Source organism: Photobacterium makurazakiensis (assembly GCF_050336715.1).
Taxonomy (GTDB): Bacteria; Pseudomonadota; Gammaproteobacteria; order Enterobacterales; family Vibrionaceae; genus Photobacterium; species Photobacterium makurazakiensis.
In genome coordinates this window covers 54,878-77,487 of sequence record NZ_JAKJSJ010000029.1, presented here as the reverse complement: position 1 = coordinate 77,487, position 22,610 = coordinate 54,878, and the positions used below count along the sequence as shown (strand labels likewise).

The following is a 22,610-nucleotide window of genomic DNA, read 5'->3' as shown; positions in this document are numbered from 1 at the left end:
GTTCGAGTTGCAGTCTGTATTTTCCTCCGACAGCTGACGGTTCGAACGCAGCCGGCCGAGTACACCAGGCAAAAAAAAAAGCGGGCGCCAAATATAAGGAAGGCGATCCGGCCGCTGGCCGCGCCCGCCAAGTCGTGGGGCGAATCGTGCTTGCGGTAATATAAGCAGTACTTCTAAAACGCCCCCTTGAAATGATTCTCCCCAGCGCTATAGTCAGCAAAACACGCCACAGAATTGAGGATCGACTATGGCTAACAACAGCATTTCTATCACCGTCAACGGCCAGACCATCGACATCGCCGACAACAATGCGGTCCTCGTGGCCTGTCTCGAGGCACTGGCACACAAACTGGCACCCGATCCGGTGGCCATCGACGACACGCCCGCTGAACCCGACAGTGCCGATCCACGCTATTACATCTCGACCGGCCAAGCTCCGGTACAGATCCGGCTGGCGCCGTTCGAAAAAGTTAGTCTCAACGAGTGGCTGCACAATTTAAACCTGCATATGGAGCGGAAGATCACCAGCGGCAAGCTGCTGCGCGGCCTGATCCAGATGTACCGCGACGGCCAGTTTGATCAGCATGAGTTGGCCGGGGCTATCCGCAAGGCAGGACGCTGAACCAGAAAGGTAGTGCCTAGTTACTATAAACTGTTGGTGAGGTAATCATCCATCGTGTAGTCGAGGAACTGGAAAACCTCGCGCTGGCGAGGGGTGATACCGGTGTCGTTGCTGCGGCGCTCGATGAGTTCGCGCATCTTGTTTTTCAGCTCCTTGCTGTGCTCCGGTTCGCAGGCTTGGGTTAGCCTGTGCGGAGTACTCTGCTGACCGCTGAAGGTTGTCTTTAACCTCTTGGTGATTAACTTTGTGCTTATTGTTGCTTTGGGTATTGTCATTGGCTTCGACATCAAGGGTAGCTTCCGTGCCATTGTCTAGATCCAATGCTTTTTCAACCACATGATTGTGGCGACTCTTGTGTGTATGGGTCGCCATATCCTGTCCAGCCATCCCACCAAACTCCATTTCTGATTGCGCGGTTGATGTCAAAGGACATTAAAGTTTGAAACTTTAATGCCTCTGAAGTTCGTTTCTATCGTGGCTACAAGAGGCTAAATGTGACAATAAAGATTGAAACTTAGACTTAACCAACGTGACTATCCAGGAAAGTGTGACAACAAAGTTCGAAACGCACATTTGGACATTTCTGAGTTACAGTATTTACTAAATTAGCAATTTATGGATTACTTGAAGTATTGCAAACTATCTAACCTAATGGCCAAATTCACTCTCTACTACACAAAGACCTTTTTCTCTAACATAGCTTTAGTTAATAAAGTAGTCCGAAAAACTGCCCCTTCATTTTTCACGCGATTGACAAGACGAAACATAGAATTATCTAACGTGAAAGCCTCACAGTATGGGATAAGAGTCATTTGATGTAGATCACCGATATCTGAATTTTGATGTTTAATCTTATTGGAAGGGTCTTCATCAATATATAGATACCAGAACAGCAACGAAAGAAAACGCACGCTCGAACACAAGCTAGTCCTTTTTAACTTTGACATCCGATATTGAAATAACAAGTCTATTTTTTCACTGGGTACTTCACGCATATCTAGTGAAAGCAAAAATGTTTCTTTTTCTGCTAGTGCGTTGTTCTTGCGATGCTTCTTGCCCTTTTTTAGGCTACCTGTATCGATCGCGTGAGAAATAATTTGGTCTACATTATTTAGCCACTCAGATTTTTCCTTTTTGTAGCTGAGATCCCATTGTTCTAAGTCTTTGCCTTGTAGTACAAATTCAGAGTTACACCTCAAGAGCCCAAGAATAAGCCTTTCACGTTCTTCAGGATATATTTCTGTCAAGTCCATCTCAATGGGTAGGTCATCTAGTTTATCAAGATAGTTATCAACTTCTGCTTGTTTAACTTTAGCAGGGTCAACAATTACACATGGGATAGATGCATAGAACTTTGCAGCTACTTCTGTTCTATCCCCTTGTTGCCAATTGGGATTGTATAATTCAGTTAATGATAGTGAGTTTAGAACCACAACATACCTATTCGACTGAATGTACTCGATTAGAGAAGTTTGAAACTTATCGTCACTCAAACGACCAATGACCCAGTTATCTAAAAAAATGTACTTTCTCAACTATTACTCCGTTGGCCTAACGTGCGATTAAGTGACTGGCACACTACAAACTCAGTAAAACATACCATCTTGAACACTGACATATGAATGCCGAACCGTGTTGAATTACTCTCAAACGTTAGCGATAGATTGGCTCAAAGCCTGTTGTACGAAGCTTATCCCAATAATGTTGATGTATTGATATACACGCTTGGCGCAGTTGTTCAATATCAGCATCACCTGCAAGTTTGATGATAACGCTGTTATTGCTTTCATAAGCACTTTCCACAATATCGAGATTATCAATATCTTCCACGAAAGCAGCCACATACATAGGGAAATCCTCTTTCTCTGGCATGAAAGGACAATCAGCCTTGATATCGGATTCAGTAATTTCTCTTAGACCTAGCTTAAAATTCATTATTTACCTTTGTTTGATGATCCTTCGATGCTGTAAACAACTTACTAGCATAAGGAAAAATAGGTCAAATGAAGATTTAACGAAGTGAGAAGCTAAGCAGAGTTAACTAGAATGGGGCAGAACTAAGTTAGGGAAGAAACGTAAAATTGACTTTATCAGTTTAGAAACAGTATTTTGAATACCTTAAACGTTATTATGCGTTTTCGTCCTGTAACAAATTGAGCTCAACTTTATGAACTACTTCTATCACAATAGGCTCTAGGTTGGTGTCGAGTTTTAGCTCTAACTTCGGACTGGTTGTATATGTAGACAGAGCTTGTTGAATAGCAGTGAAGTTTTCTTCTACTATAGTCTGTAACTGCTTGGCTTTTCTATATAAAAAATCAGATCGTATAATGGCATGAGTTGGATGCTTACTTGCGGTATAACCACCTCCCATAGGCATATACTCAGTACCATCACTTACAACTACGAAAGTAGTTGTCGCTCTTTTTCTTAAGGTTCTTCTCTCTTCAGTTGTCAACACCGACACTGGCGATTGAGAGTTTTTCTTAAAAACATATGGCTGTAAAATAGCTGGCCAATTGTCATGCATAACCTGAATTAAATCAGTGTTAGTCCAAGTAACCACTGAACCATCAGCTTTCTCATGCTGCAAGATGTCGATCAGATAAGCATCACTTTCACTAAAACAAATAAAAAGCAACTCGTTACTTCTACTCTCTTCAAAGTGCAAATGGTGTATTCCCCACTCTGCGAGGAGTAAGTCAGCAAACTTAGGTTGATTCAGTTTCCTTACTCTATTGCTTAACAAGGCATTTACGTCGTCACCATGTGTCAGCTTGTTAACGATCTCGATAATTGCTTTAGAATCTGACAGTTTGTCTGATATATGGACATTCCATTTGCGTACAGGTACACGCCGAGAATAAACAGTAAAAAAGTGGTGTAAGAGGTTTTTTAGGTCGTAGTTCTCGATCTGATCTTTTAATTCTTCAGAACGCTTATCTTGCTGACGTAATTGTTCTGGTGATGGAACATTTAAACCAGATTTCTCAAGAACTGCTTGCAGTTCACCTGACAAATCCGAAAGAAAATCTATGTTCATTTACTAACTCCATACTCAGGGAAACGCATAACAGTTATGAACTGCTTTCATTTATCTAGTCCGCAGATAATTTAGCAGTAATCAACTAAACGCATATTGAAGCATTAGATAAATTGGGTCAAATGGAAATAGCTGGAGTTTTATGATTAATTACTCTAAGAAACTTAGGGGCAGAAACGTGTTACGTCCCTTAGCCCCATTACACTTTGAGCGTATTACTTGATTGGTGTTACAACCGAATTTTCATCCAATAACTCTTGCTGTAGGTCAAACACCCTAAAGCGGAGCCTGGCATTTTCAGCCTCTAACTGCTTCCGGGCCTCAATTGCATTATCTCGTTGCACTCTGTATTTATCTTTAAGCTCATCGGCTTTTTTTAATTTATGTTTTAGCCCATCAAGATCAGACAAAGGGACATCTAGCTCAATATCTAACCCTGCTGTCATCGCCTTATCACGGTTGAGGTTGTATTCGTCGATAACAGGTTTGGCGTAGGCCACGAACTCTTTGAATTTATGGACATAACTATTGCCAAGTTGGGCTTCATTATTGATTCGATTCAACGTCAGTTTGCCCGTCGCCTTAACATGAAGCGGCTTGCCATCTAATAGGCGTTGAAACGCATTGACCAATAACCCTTCGGCCTTACAAGTCGCCTTGTACTCTACTCTCATGACCATACCGCCTTAATATCATCATTGAAGATCTCAAATGGGATGCTGTGTTTGACCAATGTTGGTTCAATGGACTGAATCTTCTTTTTTCTGGCATCCAGAATCAACTCATTGGCATAATCACCCATATCATTAATTGCCCTGAACGAAGCAATGAGGTTGTCCCGCTCCCTCGACAGCCTTTTAGCCGCCTTATCCGTGACAACCTTATGCTCACAGGGGGCTTCAACAATATCCATCAGTGAGCAGAGGCGCTCACAATTACGATTGGTGCAGTAGCCACCTGTAGGAAGTAATACAATGGATTTATCACCAGACCTTACCAAGGCTACCAATTCACTTCGGGACATAACAATTTTCTCCCCCTGTGCTAGCCGCTCTGCTTTATTGCGGGCTATTCGCTCACCTTCTGCACCGCTTAAGGTATCGGATACGTTGTAAATCTCATCCCATGCGTCGACCGCTGAACTTTCAATGGCCTCATCAATTTCACTCATTAACTGAGCATCCATCAACAGTTGGTTGGTACGCGCCAGCTCGGAATAATTCGCGTACCAGTTAGACATATTAATATTTCGGTGCTTAAGCTGGTATTTGACTGTAAGCGCATTGCCCAGTCGGTTCTTCACCATGAAGACTACAAAACTTCGCCGTAAATCATGAGGGCTAAGCTTTGGTAAACCGCCTCCGACCTTTAAACTCCCTGCGCGGTCTGGATTCAGCAGATCGAATTCCTCAACGTCTTCGGCGGTCGCAATAATGTTGAATTCTTTCAAATTCAATGCACCATCAGCACCGTCAATACTGTATTTTAGCGACATTTTATTTATGAGAGCTTCACTGTCATAAGGGATATCAGAAGAAATAAAGGCACTCTCAAGGTCTTCTTTCTTTGCATTATATTGGTCTTGGGTTAACTGACCATTTTGATAGCCGTCATCCAGTCGTTCTAAACTGTATTTTCTCGCGGCTTGCGTGGCGTCATAAGCGAGCTCCAGTGCCAACTTTGCGATAGGGGCGGTATTCCACGTCGTATAAATCTTTTCGCCCTTATTTCCCTTTGTTGAAAACCCTGAGACCTTTGACACAGTAGCTAATGTATCGTCATAGCTCTCTTTATTCATGGAAAGCAGCTCTTCCTTTCGGGCAGCGGAGAATAAACCGACACAGATAAAGCACATCCTGAGCAGCGTACCTAACCAGTTTCCTCGCCTGTGAAAGGAGAAGTTAGGAACAGCTTGTCGTTCAGGCCACTTGCTTGTTCTGTGAGATATCCTCATTTGCCTCTCGGTTAGAGCACTTACACCTAACGCTTTAAGCTCAGCATTTAGCATTTCATCCTGATAGGTGTATAGCTTTTCCATCGCCTCTGAAATCTGATGGCGATAGGGATGATAGGTTTCCACAAATTCAACAACTGTCCTTAAAATACTGACATGAATCGCTTCAGGAAAAGCGATGGCTTGACCGCCCCCCGCATCAGGGGCAACCCACTTGATATACTCTCGCTTGTGGACATAACGCGTTACAAGACCCGCTTTATTCAGTGAATTAATACCCGAGGCAAGCTGTCGGCAAGTAGATTCGCTGCCAACCCCTTCTAATTTTATTGAGCATTTCTTCCACTCTCGTTCGCTCGAAAGCAAGCTGAAGTCACTTTTTCCCCAGCGTGTTGCGATGGCGCTTAATGTATCCTTTGTGCGTATGAGCGTGCTAACAGCCAAATGAGAGTTAGAGTTTGATTTTTCCTTTTGCCATTGCATCACCGCATAGAGGTAAGACTGAATATGGTGGCGATACTTCTCACCAATATACCCAAAAGAGATTGTTTTTCTGTTCTGGTTCAGGGCATGGAAGTCCCACTCTACATCAAAGACACGAGAAACACCTTTCCCGTCAGAGTCAAATGTCACATACGGATTTTCAGCAACTTCTTGGCGAAGCTGTATAAGCTTTTCAGACATAAGTTACCCCTTAAAAAATTGGCTTGCGCTGGCTCGGTCTTGGTAAAGCGGGTGGAAATCGCCGTCATCCACTTTCTGTTTTACTTGAGCGTAGTTTTTAGGTGCTTTTTGTTTCAGCCTGAGAAGGACTTTTTTCAATAGGCCTTCTACCACGAAATACTCGTCTTTAGGTGCGGAATTACTTGCCACCATCTCCTTGAGGTCTTCAATTTGCTCTAAAAATGACAGCATCAGCCAAATGTCATTTTCTGACGCCACCAATTTATGACTGTCGCAATCAAAGCAAGCAAGAAAATCCGTGCAACGCCCCGTATCTTTCGAAAAATCAACGCCCAACTGCTTCATGCGCCTCGCTTCCGCAATAAGCTTCTCTGGTGTTGCCCCTGCGCACTTGATGCCACTGGGCGTTGTCATTAATGGCTGCTCTTTGCTTTCACGGCTGCGCAAATTCTTATAATCATAATCTGACAAAATATCGCTGCGCATCGCCTTTGCACCCTCGATGGCTTTGCCTATCTCCTCGCCCTTGGCAACCGCGCTTAACGCTCCAAACGTGGCATTGAGGTTATTATCATGGTCTGCCTGAACACCACTCGAGTAGCGTTGGGCGACAACATTTATGTCATTATTCAGCCCCTGTGACACAAGGAAGATGTCTTCAGTGACTCGCATCAGTACATCAGATTTTGTTGCCCTGAATCGGCTTGTAGTAACCGTTAAGCCAGTTATCTTTTCAAGCTGAGTATTGATGCGGCCAATAACTGAGCCATGGTTATTGAATGTCCAAACCTCACCATTGGCATTAAAGAAAGGGCACAGCGGCAGCTCATTTGACAGCGGGATACCCAGTGATTGGTACATCACTTTAGACGTTTTAAGCCATCGGGTAATCAACTCTTTAGTTCGCTGGCTAAAGCCAGTGCTATTATCTAAATCCTTATAGCCTGCCCTGAACTTCTCACCGTCAAAAACAAACCGCCCACTACCAATACTCTTAAATGAAACGTCCTTGTGACGCACATTAGCGAGCACCGATGTATTCATGCCTGTCAGCATTGAGAACACGAAAAACCAATTACGTGATGCCTGATTATAAAATACCTGCCGATGAAGTTGCTCAAGTGGAAGCGAGGCGTCCTTTAGGGTTGCACCCATGGGTTTCATGCACCACTTGAAGCCTTTTTTCTTTTCTGCCCTTTGCCTTAATGTCCAGCCATTGCGTCTTGCTTGCTCATCAAACAGTTCTTCATCAAAGAACGGGTGAATATCAAGCAACTCATTGTTCTCAATCGCTTCCTGAAAGGCCACAGCGCCTTTAATCAATACCTTGGATAAAGGCTTCAGCTCTGTTTCCACATGGAACGCTTTATTTGCAGCAGGAGTTCTCGCGGCAACTTCTGGCAGTACCTTAAGGTCAGCTTCTCTGTTCCACTGCCTTAATAGGAAAGATAAGCTGTTTTTAATTTGCTCTGCTACCGAAACCAGCACACCTTTTTCGCGAAGTTTATTGAAGTGCTTAATGCAATCAATCATGACGGCATTACGGAAAAGGTCACCGTGATAACCAATACCATCAAGGTATTTAAAGTAAGCAACAAGCCCAGAAAAACAACCCAGCTTTGTCTTATTTTCAGGCAAGGGATTTAGCATTTGATGAATATCCCTGACAATATCATCCCGATTCGCCAGTACCTCATTCCCTGATTTAATCTGTTTCACGGCCGGGACATTGCGGTAGCGTAGGCGGTGAGTGTAGGCTTTTAATCCATTGCCGCCATCTAAAACCATATCTTCAAAGCGAAGTGGGATAACAGGCGCAATTGGTTTATTAAGCGCTATTTTGGTACGTTTACGTCCTTGTGTCATAGTGCCCCTTCTAAGTCCTCAAAAGCGCCAATATAGTCCAGTACATCCTCGTAGATTTCGTCGGCAGAGGGCATGTCCTGTGCTATTTTCAGGTACTCCATGGTCGTCGTCCTATCTTCATGGCCTAGCAAAGCCGATACCCTATCCAATGCCTCATCGGGTGTAATTGACGGGTTGCCATGCTCATCCTTCTTGTTTAAAAGGTGGCGGAAGATATTCACAGCAAACGTTGAGCGTAAATTATGCAAGGAACCAACAATTGGTTGGTCGAGACCTTGGGTTAGGTTTGCAGTGTTACGAATTTCCACCCAGCGCCCAGTAAAGTCTTGTGGTCGGGTATACATGGGCTTCCCGGACTGTGTAATAAACAGGTATTCCAGTTCGGGGTTAATGGCATCATCACCCTCAAAGAGATGCGTATGACCTGCCTCAACCTGCTCCTTGCACCATGCTTTGAATTTATCTAGACGCTTTTGATACCTGTCAGACTGCGAGTAATCGTAAAGCACCTTCATTAATGCGGCAGGGATAATAGTGACGCGGCTTTTATTCTTCTCTGCGAAGCCCTCAGCAGTCTTTGTGAGTGATTGATATTTATCACCGACACCCAAATCCATCACAGGCTTTTTGAAAACCTCATTGCCGTCTTGAATCATTGTTTCGGGGTTAACAATCTGTCCCAAATGAAGGCTCGCTGCTTCCTCTCGGCGTAACCCTGTATAACGGCAAATCATTGGGTGCAGGCAAAACTCAATCGGCAATGAGTGCAGTTTATTACTGTCACCATGGCGAACTACCCTGCGGGCCTTCATCAGTATATTTTGTAGGATGTTCCATTCACTATTGGTAAACGGTTTTAAGTCACGGCGTAGATTGCTGAGGTTTGTGCCACCACTGCGAGATGACTTAGCAAACTTAAGCCTCATATCCGTCGTGTGCACCTGCTTACGCTGGTAAGCTTTCATACTGGATGCAGACGCCTCGAAATGGATATTCACGGTCTCAAACTGGAAGGGGGGGTTATTAAAGCGAATGCCTTGGCGAAGGCAGTGTTTATAAAAACCAACGACACTGCTCATATATTGCTTAGCTGTTGATTTTTTTAATACGCCATCAATAGCAAGTTGTTTTATTCCATCCCGATACTGGTAGGTTAAACGTTCCTGCTTATTGCGAGGAAAGGCGCTCCATTCTGGACGGGGGTCATCATAGAGAGGGTCAAAGTCACCTTCATCGTATTCAGCATCCCACTCAGCCTGTTTGTCCAATACAAAGCTGAAGTAATGGGCAAGCCCCTGTGCATCTGTACCAAGCTCAAGCACGCCATCATCAATTGCTTTCGACAACAAGAACTCATTGGCCATGTTTATCGGCTGGTAGCTGATTAGGTTATCTTTCTTGTCGTACCCGACGATATTGAGTAAGGGAAGTTTCTTAATGGGGACTTTGTTGCCATTGGCACGGTAGGTAACCTGAGGTTCGCCATTATCATCAATGGATACCAATGGTTTCTCGTAAACGAAGTTAGGGATAGATGAAATCTCTACCTCTTTTCGTATGACCTTTTTCTGATTTTCATCGTTATCTGACATACTAAACCTCATGCTGTACATACAACCAGTATATACAGCATTCTCAACTTTAAAAGTTAATTATGAGGTTTTAGTCTATCAGGTAAGTTTTGAATGTGATCTTCCCAATCGATCACTTCAATCTCATAAACGATTTTATCGCGAACGGATTCACCGGCTTTATGCATGGCATCTTTTGAGCCGGTGAGTAGCGGGTGCCACTCAGGGATATCTTTACCTTCCGCAAGCAAGCGGTAAGCACAGGTATCAGGCAACCAAACGAATTCGTCAATGCGGTCACGCGTCAACTTTAAACACTCTTCACCCGACTCAAAGCGGTTAGGATAATCTTTACAAGAACACGTATTGTTATCAAGCAAACTACAAGCAACATTGGTGTAGTAGATTTCATCGGTATCATCATCGATCAGCTTATGTAAGCAACATTTGCCACAGCCATCGCAAAGTGCCTCCCACTCTTGATCGGTCATTTCCTGTAAATCTTTTTGTTGCCAATAGTGTGTCATCACTCTGCCTTCTGTTTATCCTCACCACCCCAGATACTGGGTTGATATCACCTCGGAGGCGGATTTATAGCCGTCTAGTCTTCAAAGTGCAAGCTATTCTGCCATTACGACTAAAACTAACGAATGAATAAGAGTCATTATTATTTGCACACTAAAAATAAGCTAAACGTGAATAGTTTTTGATCCGTTGCGATGACAGTGGTAAGTTTCGCAACCATTTTTAATAATTGTAGGTGAATTATGGATTGTCGATTAGGTTGTGGCGCATGTTGTATCGCCCCAAGTATCTCTTCCCCAATTCCAGGAATGCCTAAAGGCAAGCCTGCAGGCGTGCGCTGTATTCAGCTCAACGAAGATAATCTATGTAAGATTTTCGGCCAGCCAGAGCGGCCACCGGTATGTCATCAATTTAAAGCATGTGCATCTCTGTGCGGAGCAACCTCACAGCAAGCCATTAGCAATATTACAGAACTAGAAAGCATGACCTAAGCCATGCTTTATTAAATACTTATCCGCGTTAATTAGAAACGAGATCGGACTAAACGTTAACTTTACCCGTTAGAATGCGCAATACCGATTTAGCGTGCTCAACCGCTTGGTGACCAGAATGGGTAAGGTAACCACCGTCAGCACTCGTTACTAGCCCCTTCGCATATAAACGTTCTGCGGCTGAAACCATGTCTGGTGCTGCGTCGCTGCGTACTTTGATCCCTTCTAAATCACTGTGCATAGGGAATTTTACCAATAGGTTCATCTCGTGAACCAACTCTAAATTGTATGGCATTTTTTTCCTCTCAAATTATTCAGCTTGGTATTAATATTAGCGGTTCACACAAAGAAAACTAGGTGACGAGATCATATCCTGTCTATTCTGCGCGAGAGCCAGATCAAATTTTTGATATAAAAAAACCGCCACGATGGACGGTTTTTCACAAAAGTTGCTTATTGTTCAAATATTAAGCTTGAATGCCAACAATCAACCATGGTGCATTTTGCGCTCGTAAATTACGCTCTAAGTGCCAAACATCAGTGATGTCTTCTTCAACACCTTCGGCACCGTCTTTATAACGACCAGAGAACTTAATGCTTAATTGAGCAGTGTTCGCATCGTGATCTGCACGAACCAGTTCAGCATCAACATACATTACTTCCGTATGCTGCTCACCCTCTAGCTTACCGCGCTCGGCCTCTAAGTCATTAAACAAGGCTGGGCTTACATATTCACGGATTGTTTCCAATTCATTGTGATTCCATGCGCCTTGAACCTTACGGTAATGCTCGCGTGAACCGTTCAAAAACGCGTTCATGTTAAAACCAGGAGGCAGGTTAAATGGCACATCGCTGTCAGTAGAAGCATACGTTTCTTGCTGTTGAGCAGAACCGCTGTTCATGCCTTGTGCTTGTTGACGGTGCTGAGCCTGCTGCTTCTGCTGGGAGTTACCTGCGTATGCCTCACGATGCCCCATTGGCGTCGCTTTAGCCCCACGCATTGTCTTAAATAGCTTAAAGATAACAAAAGCAATCAAGCCGAAGATTAGAATATCCATAAATTGGATACCCTCAAACGCTCCACCAAAGAATGCAGCAAGAAGACCACCCGCAAGAAGACCACCCATTAAACCACCCATTAAGCCTTTTTTGCTTGATTGAGCGGCTTGATTAGCAGCTGGTTTTTGTTGGTTTACTGTATTTGTTTGCTGTGGTTGTTGTCTTTTTACTGGTGCCGTTTTGAAGCTTTTGCCAAACGACTTACCGCCGCCAAATTTCTTTGCCTCAACTTGCGGCGCTGCAAAAGACACCGTCAAAATCAAGGCAAATATAGTGAAGAAGCGTTTCATATAAATCAGTACCTTTGCCTAATATAGGAATCAGCATCCTAAACCGCTATACCTGAATGTCAACTAAACCATCAAAGCAAATTGTTACTAACAATTATCAATGATGAATGTAGCAGCAACAAAACTTACATTAAAATAACGAAACAACGCGAATAACGGGCTAAATTCATTCTATAAGTCAGTTCAAATTAGTTTGAACTTTTCAGTATTGTGTTTTTCTAAATCTTCGTTTTAAAGCTAGTTATTATGACATGGGCGGCTAAACTAGATGTTGCATTCGACTAGGATACCAAATAATAGGAATATCAATGAACGATACACACAGTAAGCTAATCGGCTACTTATTATGGATTTTGGGCTTCACTGGTGCCCACCGCTTCTACTACGGCAAACCCGTAACTGGTACGATTTGGTTTTTTACTCTGGGGCTTTTTGGTATCGGCTGGCTAATCGATTTATTCCTGATCCCGTCAATGGATCGCGAGGCCGATTTACGCTTTACTGGCGGAGAAACTGACTATACCGTCTCTTGGTTACTGCTTACTTTCCTTGGCGTATTCGGTGTTCACCGCATGTACATGGGCAAATGGTTAACAGGTATCTTATACCTGTGTACTTTTGGTTTTTTCTTGATTGGCGTACTCGTCGACTTTTGGACGTTAAACGAGCAAGTTTCGATCAAAAATAGAGAATCTCGCCGAGCATAAACACAGTAAAAAATTGTTCGTAAAAAACTGATTAGCGTACAGTTTTTACTCGCTGCTACTTTGTAGAGATGATAAAAATCACATCTACTAAAGAAAACAGCCGTAATTTGTTGTTAATCAGTACCAAAACTTGATCTTATTACTTAGTAAACACTAAAGTATCGAACAAYGTTCTATAGCTTCACTGGCAAATCACCTGTTAGGGAGCACTAAACTTATTTTGCACTGTTCTTTTAGTGGCTATTCCTATTACAATTACAGCTAACAAAATAAGAATTATTCGATTAAGAGTAAAATTCGATGGCAAGACGAAATGACCACACTCGCGAAGAGTTGGTAAGTATGACACTGGAGCAAGTCAAAAACTTTCTCGCTGAGCACCCTCATCATGAACTGAGCTTACGAAAAGTTGCGGCAATGATTGGCTATGTACCAAGTACATTAGTCAATGTATTTGGTAACTACAATTTGCTTCTATTGCATGCTGTCGCCCAAACATTGGACGAGCTGTTTGCTGAAGCTGAAACTCAAATGAATGAGGCAACATCAGCAGAAGATGCATTAAAGAAACTCGCTTATTGTTACCTTGATTTTGCTTCGCAAAACCCGTACCGCTGGCAGTTGATCTTCCAACACACCATGAACGGTGAAGATTTGCCAGAATGGCAATCCGATCGAATCAATAACATGACAGGCATGCTTGAAACCCTGATCCGTGAAATTAATACCGAATTAACAGAAGAAGAAACGCTCGAAGCAAGCCGTGTAATATGGTCTGGCGTTCATGGTATTACTTTACTAACGGTTGATGACAAGCTTTTTACTTCGAGCCCTGTTAACGGCAAAGCGTTAATCGATAATTTACTCAGCACTTATATTAATGCCTGGAAAGCTTAAACGGAGTTAAGCATGTCAGGATCCACTCAATCAAAGCTGCTTACTAAGCAGCGTTTTTTACCTTATTTTCTAACGCAAGCCTTTGGGGCTTTCAACGACAATGTCTATAAGAATGTTTTACTCATTCTTATAGCATTTGCGGCTCCCGGCACTTTGCCTTTAGACAGCGATCTTATTATCAACCTGGCTGCAGGGCTTTTTATTCTGCCTTTCTTCCTATTCTCTGCTTCTGCTGGGGTACTGTCAGATAAATACGATAAAGCGTTAATTATGCGCATCGTTAAGTTGGCAGAGATCGTCATAATGTGTCTGGCTGCCATCGCGTTTATTAATGAAAGTTATACTGCTCTTCTGATCTTGCTGTTTTTAATGGGGACACAATCTGCATTTTTTGGCCCTGCAAAATACGCCTTACTGCCACAGCATTTACGCAAAAGTGAGCTAGTTTCAGGCAATGCGCTGGTTGAAACAGGAACGTTTCTCGCGATTTTGATCGGTACCTTACTGGCGGGTATTATTGCTAACATGGATAACGCTAAGTACATCGCCGCTATGTCGGTAGTTACCTTTGCTGTCATCGGTTATCTCTGTGCCCGATGGATCCCTGAAGCCAAACCCAGTAACCCTGATATTCAATTCAAATGGCAGCCAATAAAACAAACTCGCATTACCCTCGGCATTGCCCGTAAAGATAAAACTATTTTTCAGTGCATTATGGGCATCAGTTGGTTTTGGTTTCTTGGCGCATGCTATCTGACTCAATTTCCAAACTTCGCCAAATTACATCTTGGCGGCAGTGCGGCGGCGGTTTCTTTCTTGTTAACACTATTTTCAATCGGGATCGCGATTGGCTCACTTTTATGTGACCGATTATCGGGTCACCGTATTGAGCCTGGCATTGTGCCATTAGGTAGCATCGGGATCTCCATTTTTGGTGCAGGGCTAATGTTTGCCACACCTAATTCAATCCCTGAAACGCATTCAATTGTTGAGTTTGTCACTCATCCAGAGTTAATAAGTGTCTTTATCTCATTAACATTGCTTGGGGTATCTGGCGGGATTTTCATTGTTCCACTCTATGCCATGATGCAACACCGAGCCAAAGAGCACGAACGCGCTCAGGTTATTGCTGCTAATAATATCTGGAACGCCATTTTTATGGTGGTCAGCGCCGTTAGCGCCATTATCGTGCTGTCAGTGCTTGAGTTTACCATCCCACAGTTTTTCTTGATTTTATCGGCGCTAAACGTCTTGGTAGTGCTATACATCTACATACAAGCACCTGATTTCTTTTGGCGGTTCTGGGTATGGATTGTCAGCCATACGATGTACCGCGTAAAACATAAAGATCTAGCAAACATTCCCTCAGAAGGCGGCGTGCTTATCGTCTCGAACCATGTTAGCTATATGGATGCGCTATTACTGGCCGGTGCCTGTCCTCGACCGATCCGTTTTTTGATGGATCGTGATATTTATAATCTGCCTTTAATCAAAAGCTTTTGTAAAGCGTGTAAGGTGATCCCGATTGACGCGACAGACAGAAAATCGGTCATGAAGGCATTTGTCGATGTCAGCAAGCACCTAAAAGAAGGGGATGTGGTGTGCGTATTCCCTGAAGGTCAGCTCACCTCTGATGGAGATATCGCCCCCTTTATGCGAGGCATTGACCTGATCATTAAACGCTCACCAGTACCTGTAGTACCGATTGCCTTACAAGGCTTATGGGGAAGCTACTTCAGCCGTGAAGGCGGACGGGCATTGCTTAAAATACCAAAGCGATTCTGGTCAAAGGTCAATATTGTTGTTGGTAACCCAATTGAATCGACACAAGCAAACAGCGTAATGTTGCGAGAAGAAGTACTGCGCCTTCGTCGCGATAACCCATAAAAAAAGCGGAAGGGTAACCTTCCGCTTTTTTGTGTACAGTCATTTGGATAAGACGATATTCGTGAACTAGTGAGTTGCTAACCAATCGGCTAGCAACTTACGTGAAACCTTAATACCACCCGCCTGCAGCGATGTTGGTAATGTTAGGTATCGAATAGGCCGACGAAAAGCCGTTACTTGTGTGCACATGTAATCAGTGAGAATTCGATTGAGTTCTGCATCAAGATCAACGGTTGTTGTGATTATCGCAACAGGCCGCTGGCCAAACTCACTATCGTCAACAGGCAAAACAAATGCTTGTTCAACCACGGGATGAGCAGCCAACACCTTTTCAATCATTTCTGGCTGAATATTCTCACCACCAGAGATAAACATATTATCTGCACGACCAACAATATGTAGCTCATCATCTTTTAAGTGGGCGAGATCTTTCGTCGCAAACCATTCTTCATCACTCACTGGGAATACCATTTTATTACGGTAATACCCTAGGCACAATGTTGCCCCTTTCACTAAGACCTCATCATCCCTGAGCATGAGTTCACGATTCGGCAATATCGCCCCCACCCCAGCGCTTGCATCTGCTGGCTTAACGGTTACTGTTGATGCCATTTCTGTCATCCCATAACCACACCAACAACTAATACCAGCATCTGCCGCCAATTTCGTTAAGCTCACAGGAATGGCCGCACCACCTAGAAGTACCTGCTTTAATGCCAAGGTGTCTGCCGACTCTAGCGCCAGCACACGTTGCAATTGTGTTGGTACAAGGGATGCGTGAGTCACTGTGGCTAATGCCCTATCAAATCCAGCAGCACTACATACCGTTAACTGTGCGCCCCGGTATAACCACCGCCACAAGATTGCCATTCCTGAAATATGAAAGACAGGCAACGATAAGAGCCAATTATCGCCGCTTTCAAATGGCATCCAAGCAAGCAAGCCTTGAGCGCTCGCTAAATGGGTTTGAGCCGAATGAACAACCGCTTTGGGAGCTCCTGTCGAACCTGACGTCATCGTTAGTGTAGCAGCGCGTGAAGGCTGCCAAGTAACAGGTACTACCCGAGGCTTATCTGCGGGCAATAATTGGATTCTCGAATAGCCTGAGAAATGATGTTCGCATTTAGCCGGATACCAAACAAAATCACATTGAAGCTGCTCGAGCTGAGCATCTAACTCAAATTGACTTAAGCGTGGGTTTAAAGCAACAAAGCGGGCACCTACTCTCAATGCCGCAAGCATTAACCAAACGACTTTCGGTGAGTTAGGAGCGATAACAGTAATTAACTGATCTCGCTTTACCCCCTGCTCCAATAAACCTTGAGCATAACGGTCAACATTGGCAGCCACTTCAGCCCAACTAAATTGCTGTTCCTCAAATGACAAAGCGACCTCAGAAGGTCGCTCTGCAGCCCAATGTAGCCAAGGCCAAGTTGGGAACGAGACAGGCGTTAACGCTGCCATACTACCTCAAGCTCGTTAAGCGAAGTAACAGGCAATGCACACCCAGGCCATGGCGTTTCAAGCTGAGCTTGGAAAAGCTGCATGGTATCAAGGCCAGGGATCACTTCAGGTGTTTGCCAAGCTGCAAAGCGAGCAAGCTGATTTAAGCCCAAACTAGACTCCATGCTTGAACTGATCACCGCAACTAAACCTGCATTGTGTGCTTGTTTAACTAAGCTTATACAGCGCTCAATTGAGCCCACCAGCATTGGTTTTATGACAATAGCTACCACACCTGGCTCTGCTTTAACTTCAAAGCCCTCATCACGTACGGTTTCATCCCACGCGATATTGATCCCCGTCTCTTGAGCAAACGCCAAACTTTCAGCAGGTGTTTGGCATGGCTCTTCCAGAAAAGCAATACCCGCTCGGTTTTGCGGCTGTACGTATTTAGCAAACTGGTGTGCTTTTACTGGTGTCCACTTACGGTTTGCATCTAAACGCAAACGGATGTCTGGAATGGCTTCGATGAACATGTTTGCGACCATACCATCACGTACGGCTTCATACATGCCAACTTTGATCTTCGCGATTTTGTCGCCAGGCATCTTACTAAGCTCAACCACTAGCTCATCAGGATCACCAGAACACAAAGGTGCAACTTGATAATTTCCTTGTGCAGGTAATTCACCCGTTAGTTCCAACATTGCCATACTTAACCCGCAAGCTACAGAAGGATAAGCGAGTGATAAATCAATCGTTTCCCCCGCTTGCCACTGCGCTAATAATGCTTGAGCTTGCTCACCCGCCTGCTCCGCCGTTTCTTCGCTAAATTCTGGCAGTGGGGCAATTTCACCGTAGCCAGTCAAGCCACCTTCTGTTAGCTCAATGACCCACCCTTCACGGGTTACTAAACGCTGAGAGCGCAAGATAACGCCTGAGTCCATTGGAAGTTGGTATTGGAAGAGTTTTGCGCTACGCATAATAAAATTCCATCTGCAGGCTCTTTCCTAGGTAGATTCCCAAAATGGATATATTCCAAAAATAGGTATATCCCAAAAAAGAGTGTGCTTTAATAAATGTATTCTGAGTCAATCAGATTCTGTAATAAATACTGTTTCGTCGCCATGAAGAACCCATACGGTTGCTCAGCATGTACGTTATGCCCCGCTTCAGGAATAACGGAATAATCTAATCCTGATTGTTCAGCAAGGCATTTGAATTTCTCGTCTTTTGCTCCGCACACATAATGAATAGGCACTATCAAATCAGCAAGTTGTGCCTGTAACATCGGTTGGTGTGCCAGTGATGTAGCTTGTAACATACGTGCTATAGCACCGCTAAGATTATCACTGCGCTTTTGTATCAAACTTTGTCTTTGGTCATAATTTAACGATGAAAATACCGGTTGTTGATACCAATCAGCTAAAACATCACCAATCGACTCGCTTGCAAAGCGATTAGCCCAAGCTTTATCATTTTCCCAACGCTTCTCACGTTCACTTTCAGGTAAACCAAAGTTTCCCCCTTCAAGCACTAAGCCTCGTAGTATTGGCTGTGGCGTTGCGGCTGATGAAGGCTGAACTGCGTGCTGTTGGCAGGCATAGTACATCGCTAGCCTTGCTCCAAGCGAATACCCCACCAGCACATAATCTGTAATACCACGATGTACTAAGGTTTGCTGCAGCCACAAGCTAACGTCGTCAAAACTCTTCGCATTGAGTAACTGGCTATGACCATGACCTGGTAAGTCAATGGTTAAACAAGGATAATTGGGGGCTAATAAGTTAATAACGTCGCGCCAATCTCGTCCGGTTCCGAGTAACCCATGCAGGAAAACCAGCGTTGGCCGTTCATTCGAACAAGATTTACGATGAGATTGTTTAACCGAGGCGCGAAAGCCAAACGTTTCAGAGTAAAGAAGCATGTTGTACCTCGGCAAATAATGCCTTCAGTAACCGGCCACTCTCGCCCGCAGGCGTTTGTATTTCAATGAGTGTCGTGCCCATAGAGGTAAACCCTTCACGACACACCTGCTCAGCCCCAGCTAAAGACGTTGGACAATGATAATCTAAACCAAACATCGCAGCGGCATGGCTAAATTCGAGACCATGAGGCATACGATAGAGGCTTTCTTTCTGCGCATCAGGTACCGGCAATAAGTCAAAAATTGCGCCGCCATCGTTATTTGTCACGACGATCACGACAGGCTGTGTCGCTTGTCGTAATAAAGCCAGCGAATTCAAATCATAAAGTAATGATGTATCCCCTAGCACACAAAATAAGGGAGCATTTCGTCCAACTTGCACACCTAATGCCGTCGCAATTAGCCCATCGATACCCGAAGCGCCTCGATTGGCAAATGTTGCAGATTGAGGTACTTTGCCACACATATCCAACAGACGAACAATCAAGCTATTTCCTAAAAACAGTTCAGTGCTCTCAGGAAGCCAGTCCATCATATTGGCGGCGAGGCTCATTTCATTCAGCACCGAGTGTGACTGTTTAAGCTGATTTAAATAGTACGATGATACCGCTTTCAGGTTATCTGCCCAGCCATGATTCACTGTACTTTCCGGCACACCAGCAGGTTGAGATTCAAGCACAACCGATAAACATTGGGCGTAGTCACTGATAGGCGCTTGGATCTGCATACTGCAGCTGTGGCTTGGGTCAAGCGGTGCTGATTGTGGGTCGACCAACCAATAATGCTGCCATGTATGGCTGGCAATAAACTGGGCTAACCGCTTCGACACTAAACGACCACCAAACTGCAGTAAGACGTCTGCTTGCTCTAGTTGTTCTCGACAAGCGTTATTTTGAAGCCAGACATCATAACCTGCCCACTCACTGCTTCCGCCCGCTTGCGGATCAACAAAAACTGGCCAACCCAATAGTGTGGCTAATGCCTGTACATCCGCGAGCTCTGCAGGCGCAAGACGACCAACAACAATCATACCTTTAGCGTTAAGAAACGAGAGGCATTGCGCTTCATTCACCTGTAGCGCTTGTGTTCTTGCATCACGGTATTCGGTATAAGCCTGCGAGCTATTCTGCCAGCGTGAAACTGGCGTTAGATATGATGAAAAATCGCCTCCGTCACCATAAAGTGGTTCCGGATAATGACAATTAAAATGCACCGCCCCACCACGCATATGTTGCTGGTACATCGCCGCATCAATACTGGCCAACAACCAGCTTGGTGATATGTCAGTGGTTGGTGAAGGAATATCGAGAAACTCTGTCACGTGGCTAGAGAAAATACCATGCTGACGAATGGCTTGATTTGCGCCACATTGAATTAATTCAGACGGCCTATCTGCTGTCAGTAAAACAAGCTTTTCGCTCGTTAAACCGCTTTCTGCCACTGCTGGTAATAGGTTGGCAACAGCGGTACCTGACGTCACCACAACCGCGACTGGTTCTTGGGTTGATTTAGCCAAGCCTAGCGCTAGAAAGCCCAAACCTCGCTCATCAAAATGAGTATGAATAGTGAGTTTACTATTGTCGTCGGCAGCCAGTGTTAACGGTGTTGAACGAGAGCCGGGCGCAATACAAATATGTTTCACACCCAACCGAGCTAGCTCCTCAAGCATTAATCCAGCCCAAAGCTGATTTAACGCGGCACGGTGGCTTTTAGGCAAAATCATGCAGATTGACGCTCCAGCTCTGGTTCATCATTTCCAAGAAGGCTACACAATGTTGACGTTTTGCGATCCAACTCTTTCCATTCACTATCGGCCGTTGAGCCTGGCACAATACCGGCTCCAGCAAATAAATGCAGATCTTCACCCATAATAAGAGCACTACGAATAGCGACACAAAACTCACTGCGGTGATTACTCAAAAAGCCTACCGCACCGCTATACCAACCACGGGCAAAGGGTTCATGTTCTGTAATAAAATTCAATGCAGGATCACGGGGTAATCCAGCAATTGCCGCTGTAGGCTGAAGGTTATCGAGTAAATCAGAGCTGTAAACAGAATCGGTTAACTGTGCGCCAATACCACGTTTAAGGTGCTGCACTTTGCGTAACCGCACTAAGACTGGATCTTCGGCAACCGTCATCGACTCACAACAAGGCACTAGGCGGTTAACGATATCGTCAACGACCAAACGGTTTTCATAACGGTTCTTGTTGTCATCGAGTAACCATTGCGCCAAACGGTTATCTTCTGTTTCATTAATGCCGCGACCAATCGTTCCTGCTAGCGCTTCGGTATGCAAATCACGCTCTTGGCGTAAGAATAAGCGCTCTGGGGTAGACCCAACAAAACAATGCTTTGTATCTAACGCCATCATAAAGTGAAAACTATTATGGTTGCTGCTACGGCTTGCTTTAAGTAATTGCGCAGGAGAAACTGGTGTATCAAGCTTTAGCGTCGTTTTACGCGCCAACACCACCTTTTCAAACTCTTGCCGAGAAATCGCCCCCAGCGCATTAGCAATCATCTTTGACCAGCCAGCAAAATCAGGCAAATAGGTACGGCCTATAATCTTACTTTTGATTTCAGGTACTTCAGTCGCGTTTGCCGATAACTCTGATAACGACTTTACAACTTTATCGGTATTTTCTGGGGAAGTATTCGCAGCCAGTTGCCATCCGCCATCAAGGCGGATAATTTCAACCACAGGCAAGAAAAAAAAGGAAGATAAACACCGTTGGTTGCGAACAGAGCGGCCATCAAACGAACGTCCACCCCACACCCGCTGATCATCGGCAAGAATTTTTTCCGCAGCCTTGGGGTCGGTAAATGTTTTGATCTGACCAAGCGCAACGACTTCTTCTCGGCTATCACGAGACTGCCAATAGAATTTGGGAAATAATGGTTGGGATTCCATCCAGTCAATCAAATCAGTGTTGGCAGGAAGATCCAACTTCACTGAGAATCGTTGAGTTTTTTCGCTGGATTGTTGTTGAATTCTTTCAATTAATAACTCAACGGCTTTTTGTAACGCGGTCAAGGTAACCTCACTCAGCTTTCAAGCACCTATTAAGGCTCATCCCTGGCTGATTGTTAACTTGCTAATCAATTAGCATATGTTCTAAACCCAATCACCTCAGAGGGCAAGACGTAAAGCCGCTAGAGGTAATATGAGTATACCTTTATATGGTATTGACTTGACCCTGATGGGAATAAAGCATCAATCAACCATATAATGAATAGGGCATTCTACCTTAGTTATCGCATTCTGACTAATAAAGTAATCTCTCATCATGAATCTTCATTTCCCCTCATATTTTTTATTAAGGGTAGTTTTTATCACTACAAAGGAGCACTTTCGCTACTGGCTCTGGCTTCAAATAGACTCATGGCCTTAATCGCACCCCTGCTGATACTGAAATTCGGGAAAAAACGTGTTTAGATTTCAAGCAACAGCCATTTTGCAACATTTTATTCTAGCAATTAAGCCAAACCAACCTAACTTTGACCTAGTAGCAGTTTATAACACTAACAGACACCAATAACGGCAAAATAAAACACTATTCAATGTAAATATTTTATATTTATTGTTTATTTTTGACTGTTTGATAGTGTAATTTATTGTGATTAAACGAATAAAGACAA

21 protein-coding genes are annotated in these 22,610 nt (G+C 44.1%); 5 read left to right on the top strand and 16 right to left on the bottom strand.

What is annotated here, in order from left to right; genetic code table 11:
* The first annotated feature begins 247 nt into the window (after window positions 1-247).
* The gene (locus L4D09_RS14250; RefSeq protein WP_428458178.1) at window positions 248-622 is read left to right on the top strand and encodes a hypothetical protein; all 375 of its coding nucleotides are present in this window, start codon (window positions 248-250) and stop codon (window positions 620-622) included.
* Window positions 623-667: 45 nt separating this feature from the next.
* Here the strand turns inward: L4D09_RS14250 and L4D09_RS14245 are convergent, their stop codons facing one another.
* The 9 genes from L4D09_RS14245 to L4D09_RS14205 form a co-directional block, all read right to left on the bottom strand.
* The gene (locus L4D09_RS14245) at window positions 668-1,009 is read right to left on the bottom strand and encodes a hypothetical protein (protein WP_428458177.1); all 342 of its coding nucleotides are present in this window, start codon (window positions 1,007-1,009) and stop codon (window positions 668-670) included.
* Window positions 1,010-1,293: 284 nt separating this feature from the next.
* Window positions 1,294-2,157, bottom strand: coding sequence for a hypothetical protein (locus L4D09_RS14240; RefSeq protein ID WP_428458176.1), 864 nt, complete (start codon window positions 2,155-2,157; stop codon window positions 1,294-1,296).
* A 118-nt stretch (window positions 2,158-2,275) separates the two neighbouring features.
* Entirely contained in the window at window positions 2,276-2,557 is a 282-nt protein-coding gene (locus L4D09_RS14235; RefSeq protein ID WP_428458175.1) for a hypothetical protein, read from the bottom strand.
* A 193-nt stretch (window positions 2,558-2,750) separates the two neighbouring features.
* Entirely contained in the window at window positions 2,751-3,665 is a 915-nt protein-coding gene (locus L4D09_RS14230) for a hypothetical protein (RefSeq protein ID WP_428458174.1), read from the bottom strand.
* A 215-nt stretch (window positions 3,666-3,880) separates the two neighbouring features.
* Window positions 3,881-4,339, bottom strand: coding sequence for a hypothetical protein (locus L4D09_RS14225; protein ID WP_428458173.1), 459 nt, complete (start codon window positions 4,337-4,339; stop codon window positions 3,881-3,883).
* Window positions 4,336-6,303, bottom strand: coding sequence for a site-specific integrase (locus tag L4D09_RS14220; protein WP_428458172.1), 1,968 nt, complete (start codon window positions 6,301-6,303; stop codon window positions 4,336-4,338). Before L4D09_RS14220 ends, L4D09_RS14225 begins: the two co-directional genes overlap by 4 nt.
* Before the next feature lie 3 nt (window positions 6,304-6,306).
* Window positions 6,307-8,169: a hypothetical protein gene (locus L4D09_RS14215; RefSeq protein ID WP_428458171.1), complete on the bottom strand. Its 1,863-nt coding sequence runs from the start codon at window positions 8,167-8,169 to the stop codon at window positions 6,307-6,309.
* Complete coding sequence (locus tag L4D09_RS14210) at window positions 8,166-9,761, bottom strand: tyrosine-type recombinase/integrase (RefSeq protein WP_428458170.1); 1,596 nt, start codon at window positions 9,759-9,761, stop codon at window positions 8,166-8,168. The genes L4D09_RS14215 and L4D09_RS14210 overlap by 4 nt, the downstream gene beginning before the upstream one ends.
* Window positions 9,762-9,817: 56 nt before the next feature.
* A complete protein-coding gene (locus L4D09_RS14205) occupies window positions 9,818-10,267 on the bottom strand; it encodes a YcgN family cysteine cluster protein (RefSeq protein ID WP_428458169.1) in 450 nt (149 codons plus the stop codon).
* 240 nt (window positions 10,268-10,507) lie between these two features.
* On the opposite strand from L4D09_RS14205, the gene L4D09_RS14200 reads away from it, so the two are divergent.
* Window positions 10,508-10,756 (top strand): YkgJ family cysteine cluster protein, encoded by a 249-nt coding sequence (locus L4D09_RS14200; protein ID WP_428458168.1) that lies wholly within the window; start codon window positions 10,508-10,510, stop codon window positions 10,754-10,756.
* 49 nt (window positions 10,757-10,805) lie between these two features.
* On the opposite strand, the gene L4D09_RS14195 is transcribed toward L4D09_RS14200, so the two are convergent.
* On the bottom strand, window positions 10,806-11,051 hold the full coding sequence (locus tag L4D09_RS14195) for a TIGR02647 family protein (RefSeq protein WP_428458167.1): 246 nt from the start codon (window positions 11,049-11,051) through the stop codon (window positions 10,806-10,808).
* A gap of 172 nt (window positions 11,052-11,223) precedes the next feature.
* Entirely contained in the window at window positions 11,224-12,105 is an 882-nt protein-coding gene (locus L4D09_RS14190) for a Tim44 domain-containing protein (RefSeq protein ID WP_428458166.1), read from the bottom strand.
* A gap of 308 nt (window positions 12,106-12,413) precedes the next feature.
* On the opposite strand from L4D09_RS14190, the gene L4D09_RS14185 reads away from it, so the two are divergent.
* The 3 genes from L4D09_RS14185 (at window position 12,414) to L4D09_RS14175 (ending at window position 15,596) form a co-directional block, all read left to right on the top strand.
* Window positions 12,414-12,812 (top strand): NINE protein, encoded by a 399-nt coding sequence (locus tag L4D09_RS14185; RefSeq protein WP_428458165.1) that lies wholly within the window; start codon window positions 12,414-12,416, stop codon window positions 12,810-12,812.
* 300 nt (window positions 12,813-13,112) lie between these two features.
* A complete protein-coding gene (locus tag L4D09_RS14180) occupies window positions 13,113-13,709 on the top strand; it encodes a TetR/AcrR family transcriptional regulator (protein WP_428458164.1) in 597 nt (198 codons plus the stop codon).
* Window positions 13,710-13,721: 12 nt separating this feature from the next.
* Window positions 13,722-15,596 (top strand): MFS transporter, encoded by a 1,875-nt coding sequence (locus tag L4D09_RS14175; RefSeq protein ID WP_428458163.1) that lies wholly within the window; start codon window positions 13,722-13,724, stop codon window positions 15,594-15,596.
* A gap of 66 nt (window positions 15,597-15,662) precedes the next feature.
* On the opposite strand, the gene menE is transcribed toward L4D09_RS14175, so the two are convergent.
* From menE to L4D09_RS14150, 5 genes are all read right to left on the bottom strand, one after another.
* Window positions 15,663-17,060 (bottom strand): o-succinylbenzoate--CoA ligase, encoded by a 1,398-nt coding sequence (gene menE, locus L4D09_RS14170; protein WP_428458162.1) that lies wholly within the window; start codon window positions 17,058-17,060, stop codon window positions 15,663-15,665.
* Window positions 17,048-18,022, bottom strand: coding sequence for an o-succinylbenzoate synthase (gene menC / locus L4D09_RS14165; protein ID WP_428458161.1), 975 nt, complete (start codon window positions 18,020-18,022; stop codon window positions 17,048-17,050). The genes menE and menC overlap by 13 nt, the downstream gene beginning before the upstream one ends.
* 89 nt (window positions 18,023-18,111) lie before the next feature.
* Window positions 18,112-18,966, bottom strand: coding sequence for a 2-succinyl-6-hydroxy-2,4-cyclohexadiene-1-carboxylate synthase (gene menH / locus L4D09_RS14160; RefSeq protein ID WP_428458160.1), 855 nt, complete (start codon window positions 18,964-18,966; stop codon window positions 18,112-18,114).
* The gene (gene menD, locus L4D09_RS14155; RefSeq protein ID WP_428458159.1) at window positions 18,950-20,689 is read right to left on the bottom strand and encodes a 2-succinyl-5-enolpyruvyl-6-hydroxy-3-cyclohexene-1-carboxylic-acid synthase; all 1,740 of its coding nucleotides are present in this window, start codon (window positions 20,687-20,689) and stop codon (window positions 18,950-18,952) included. The genes menH and menD overlap by 17 nt, the downstream gene beginning before the upstream one ends.
* Window positions 20,686-22,005 carry an isochorismate synthase gene (locus L4D09_RS14150; RefSeq protein WP_428458158.1) on the bottom strand — a complete coding sequence of 440 codons (1,320 nt, stop codon included), beginning with the start codon at window positions 22,003-22,005 and terminating at the stop codon, window positions 20,686-20,688. Before L4D09_RS14150 ends, menD begins: the two co-directional genes overlap by 4 nt.
* Window positions 22,006-22,610: the final 605 nt, after the last annotated feature.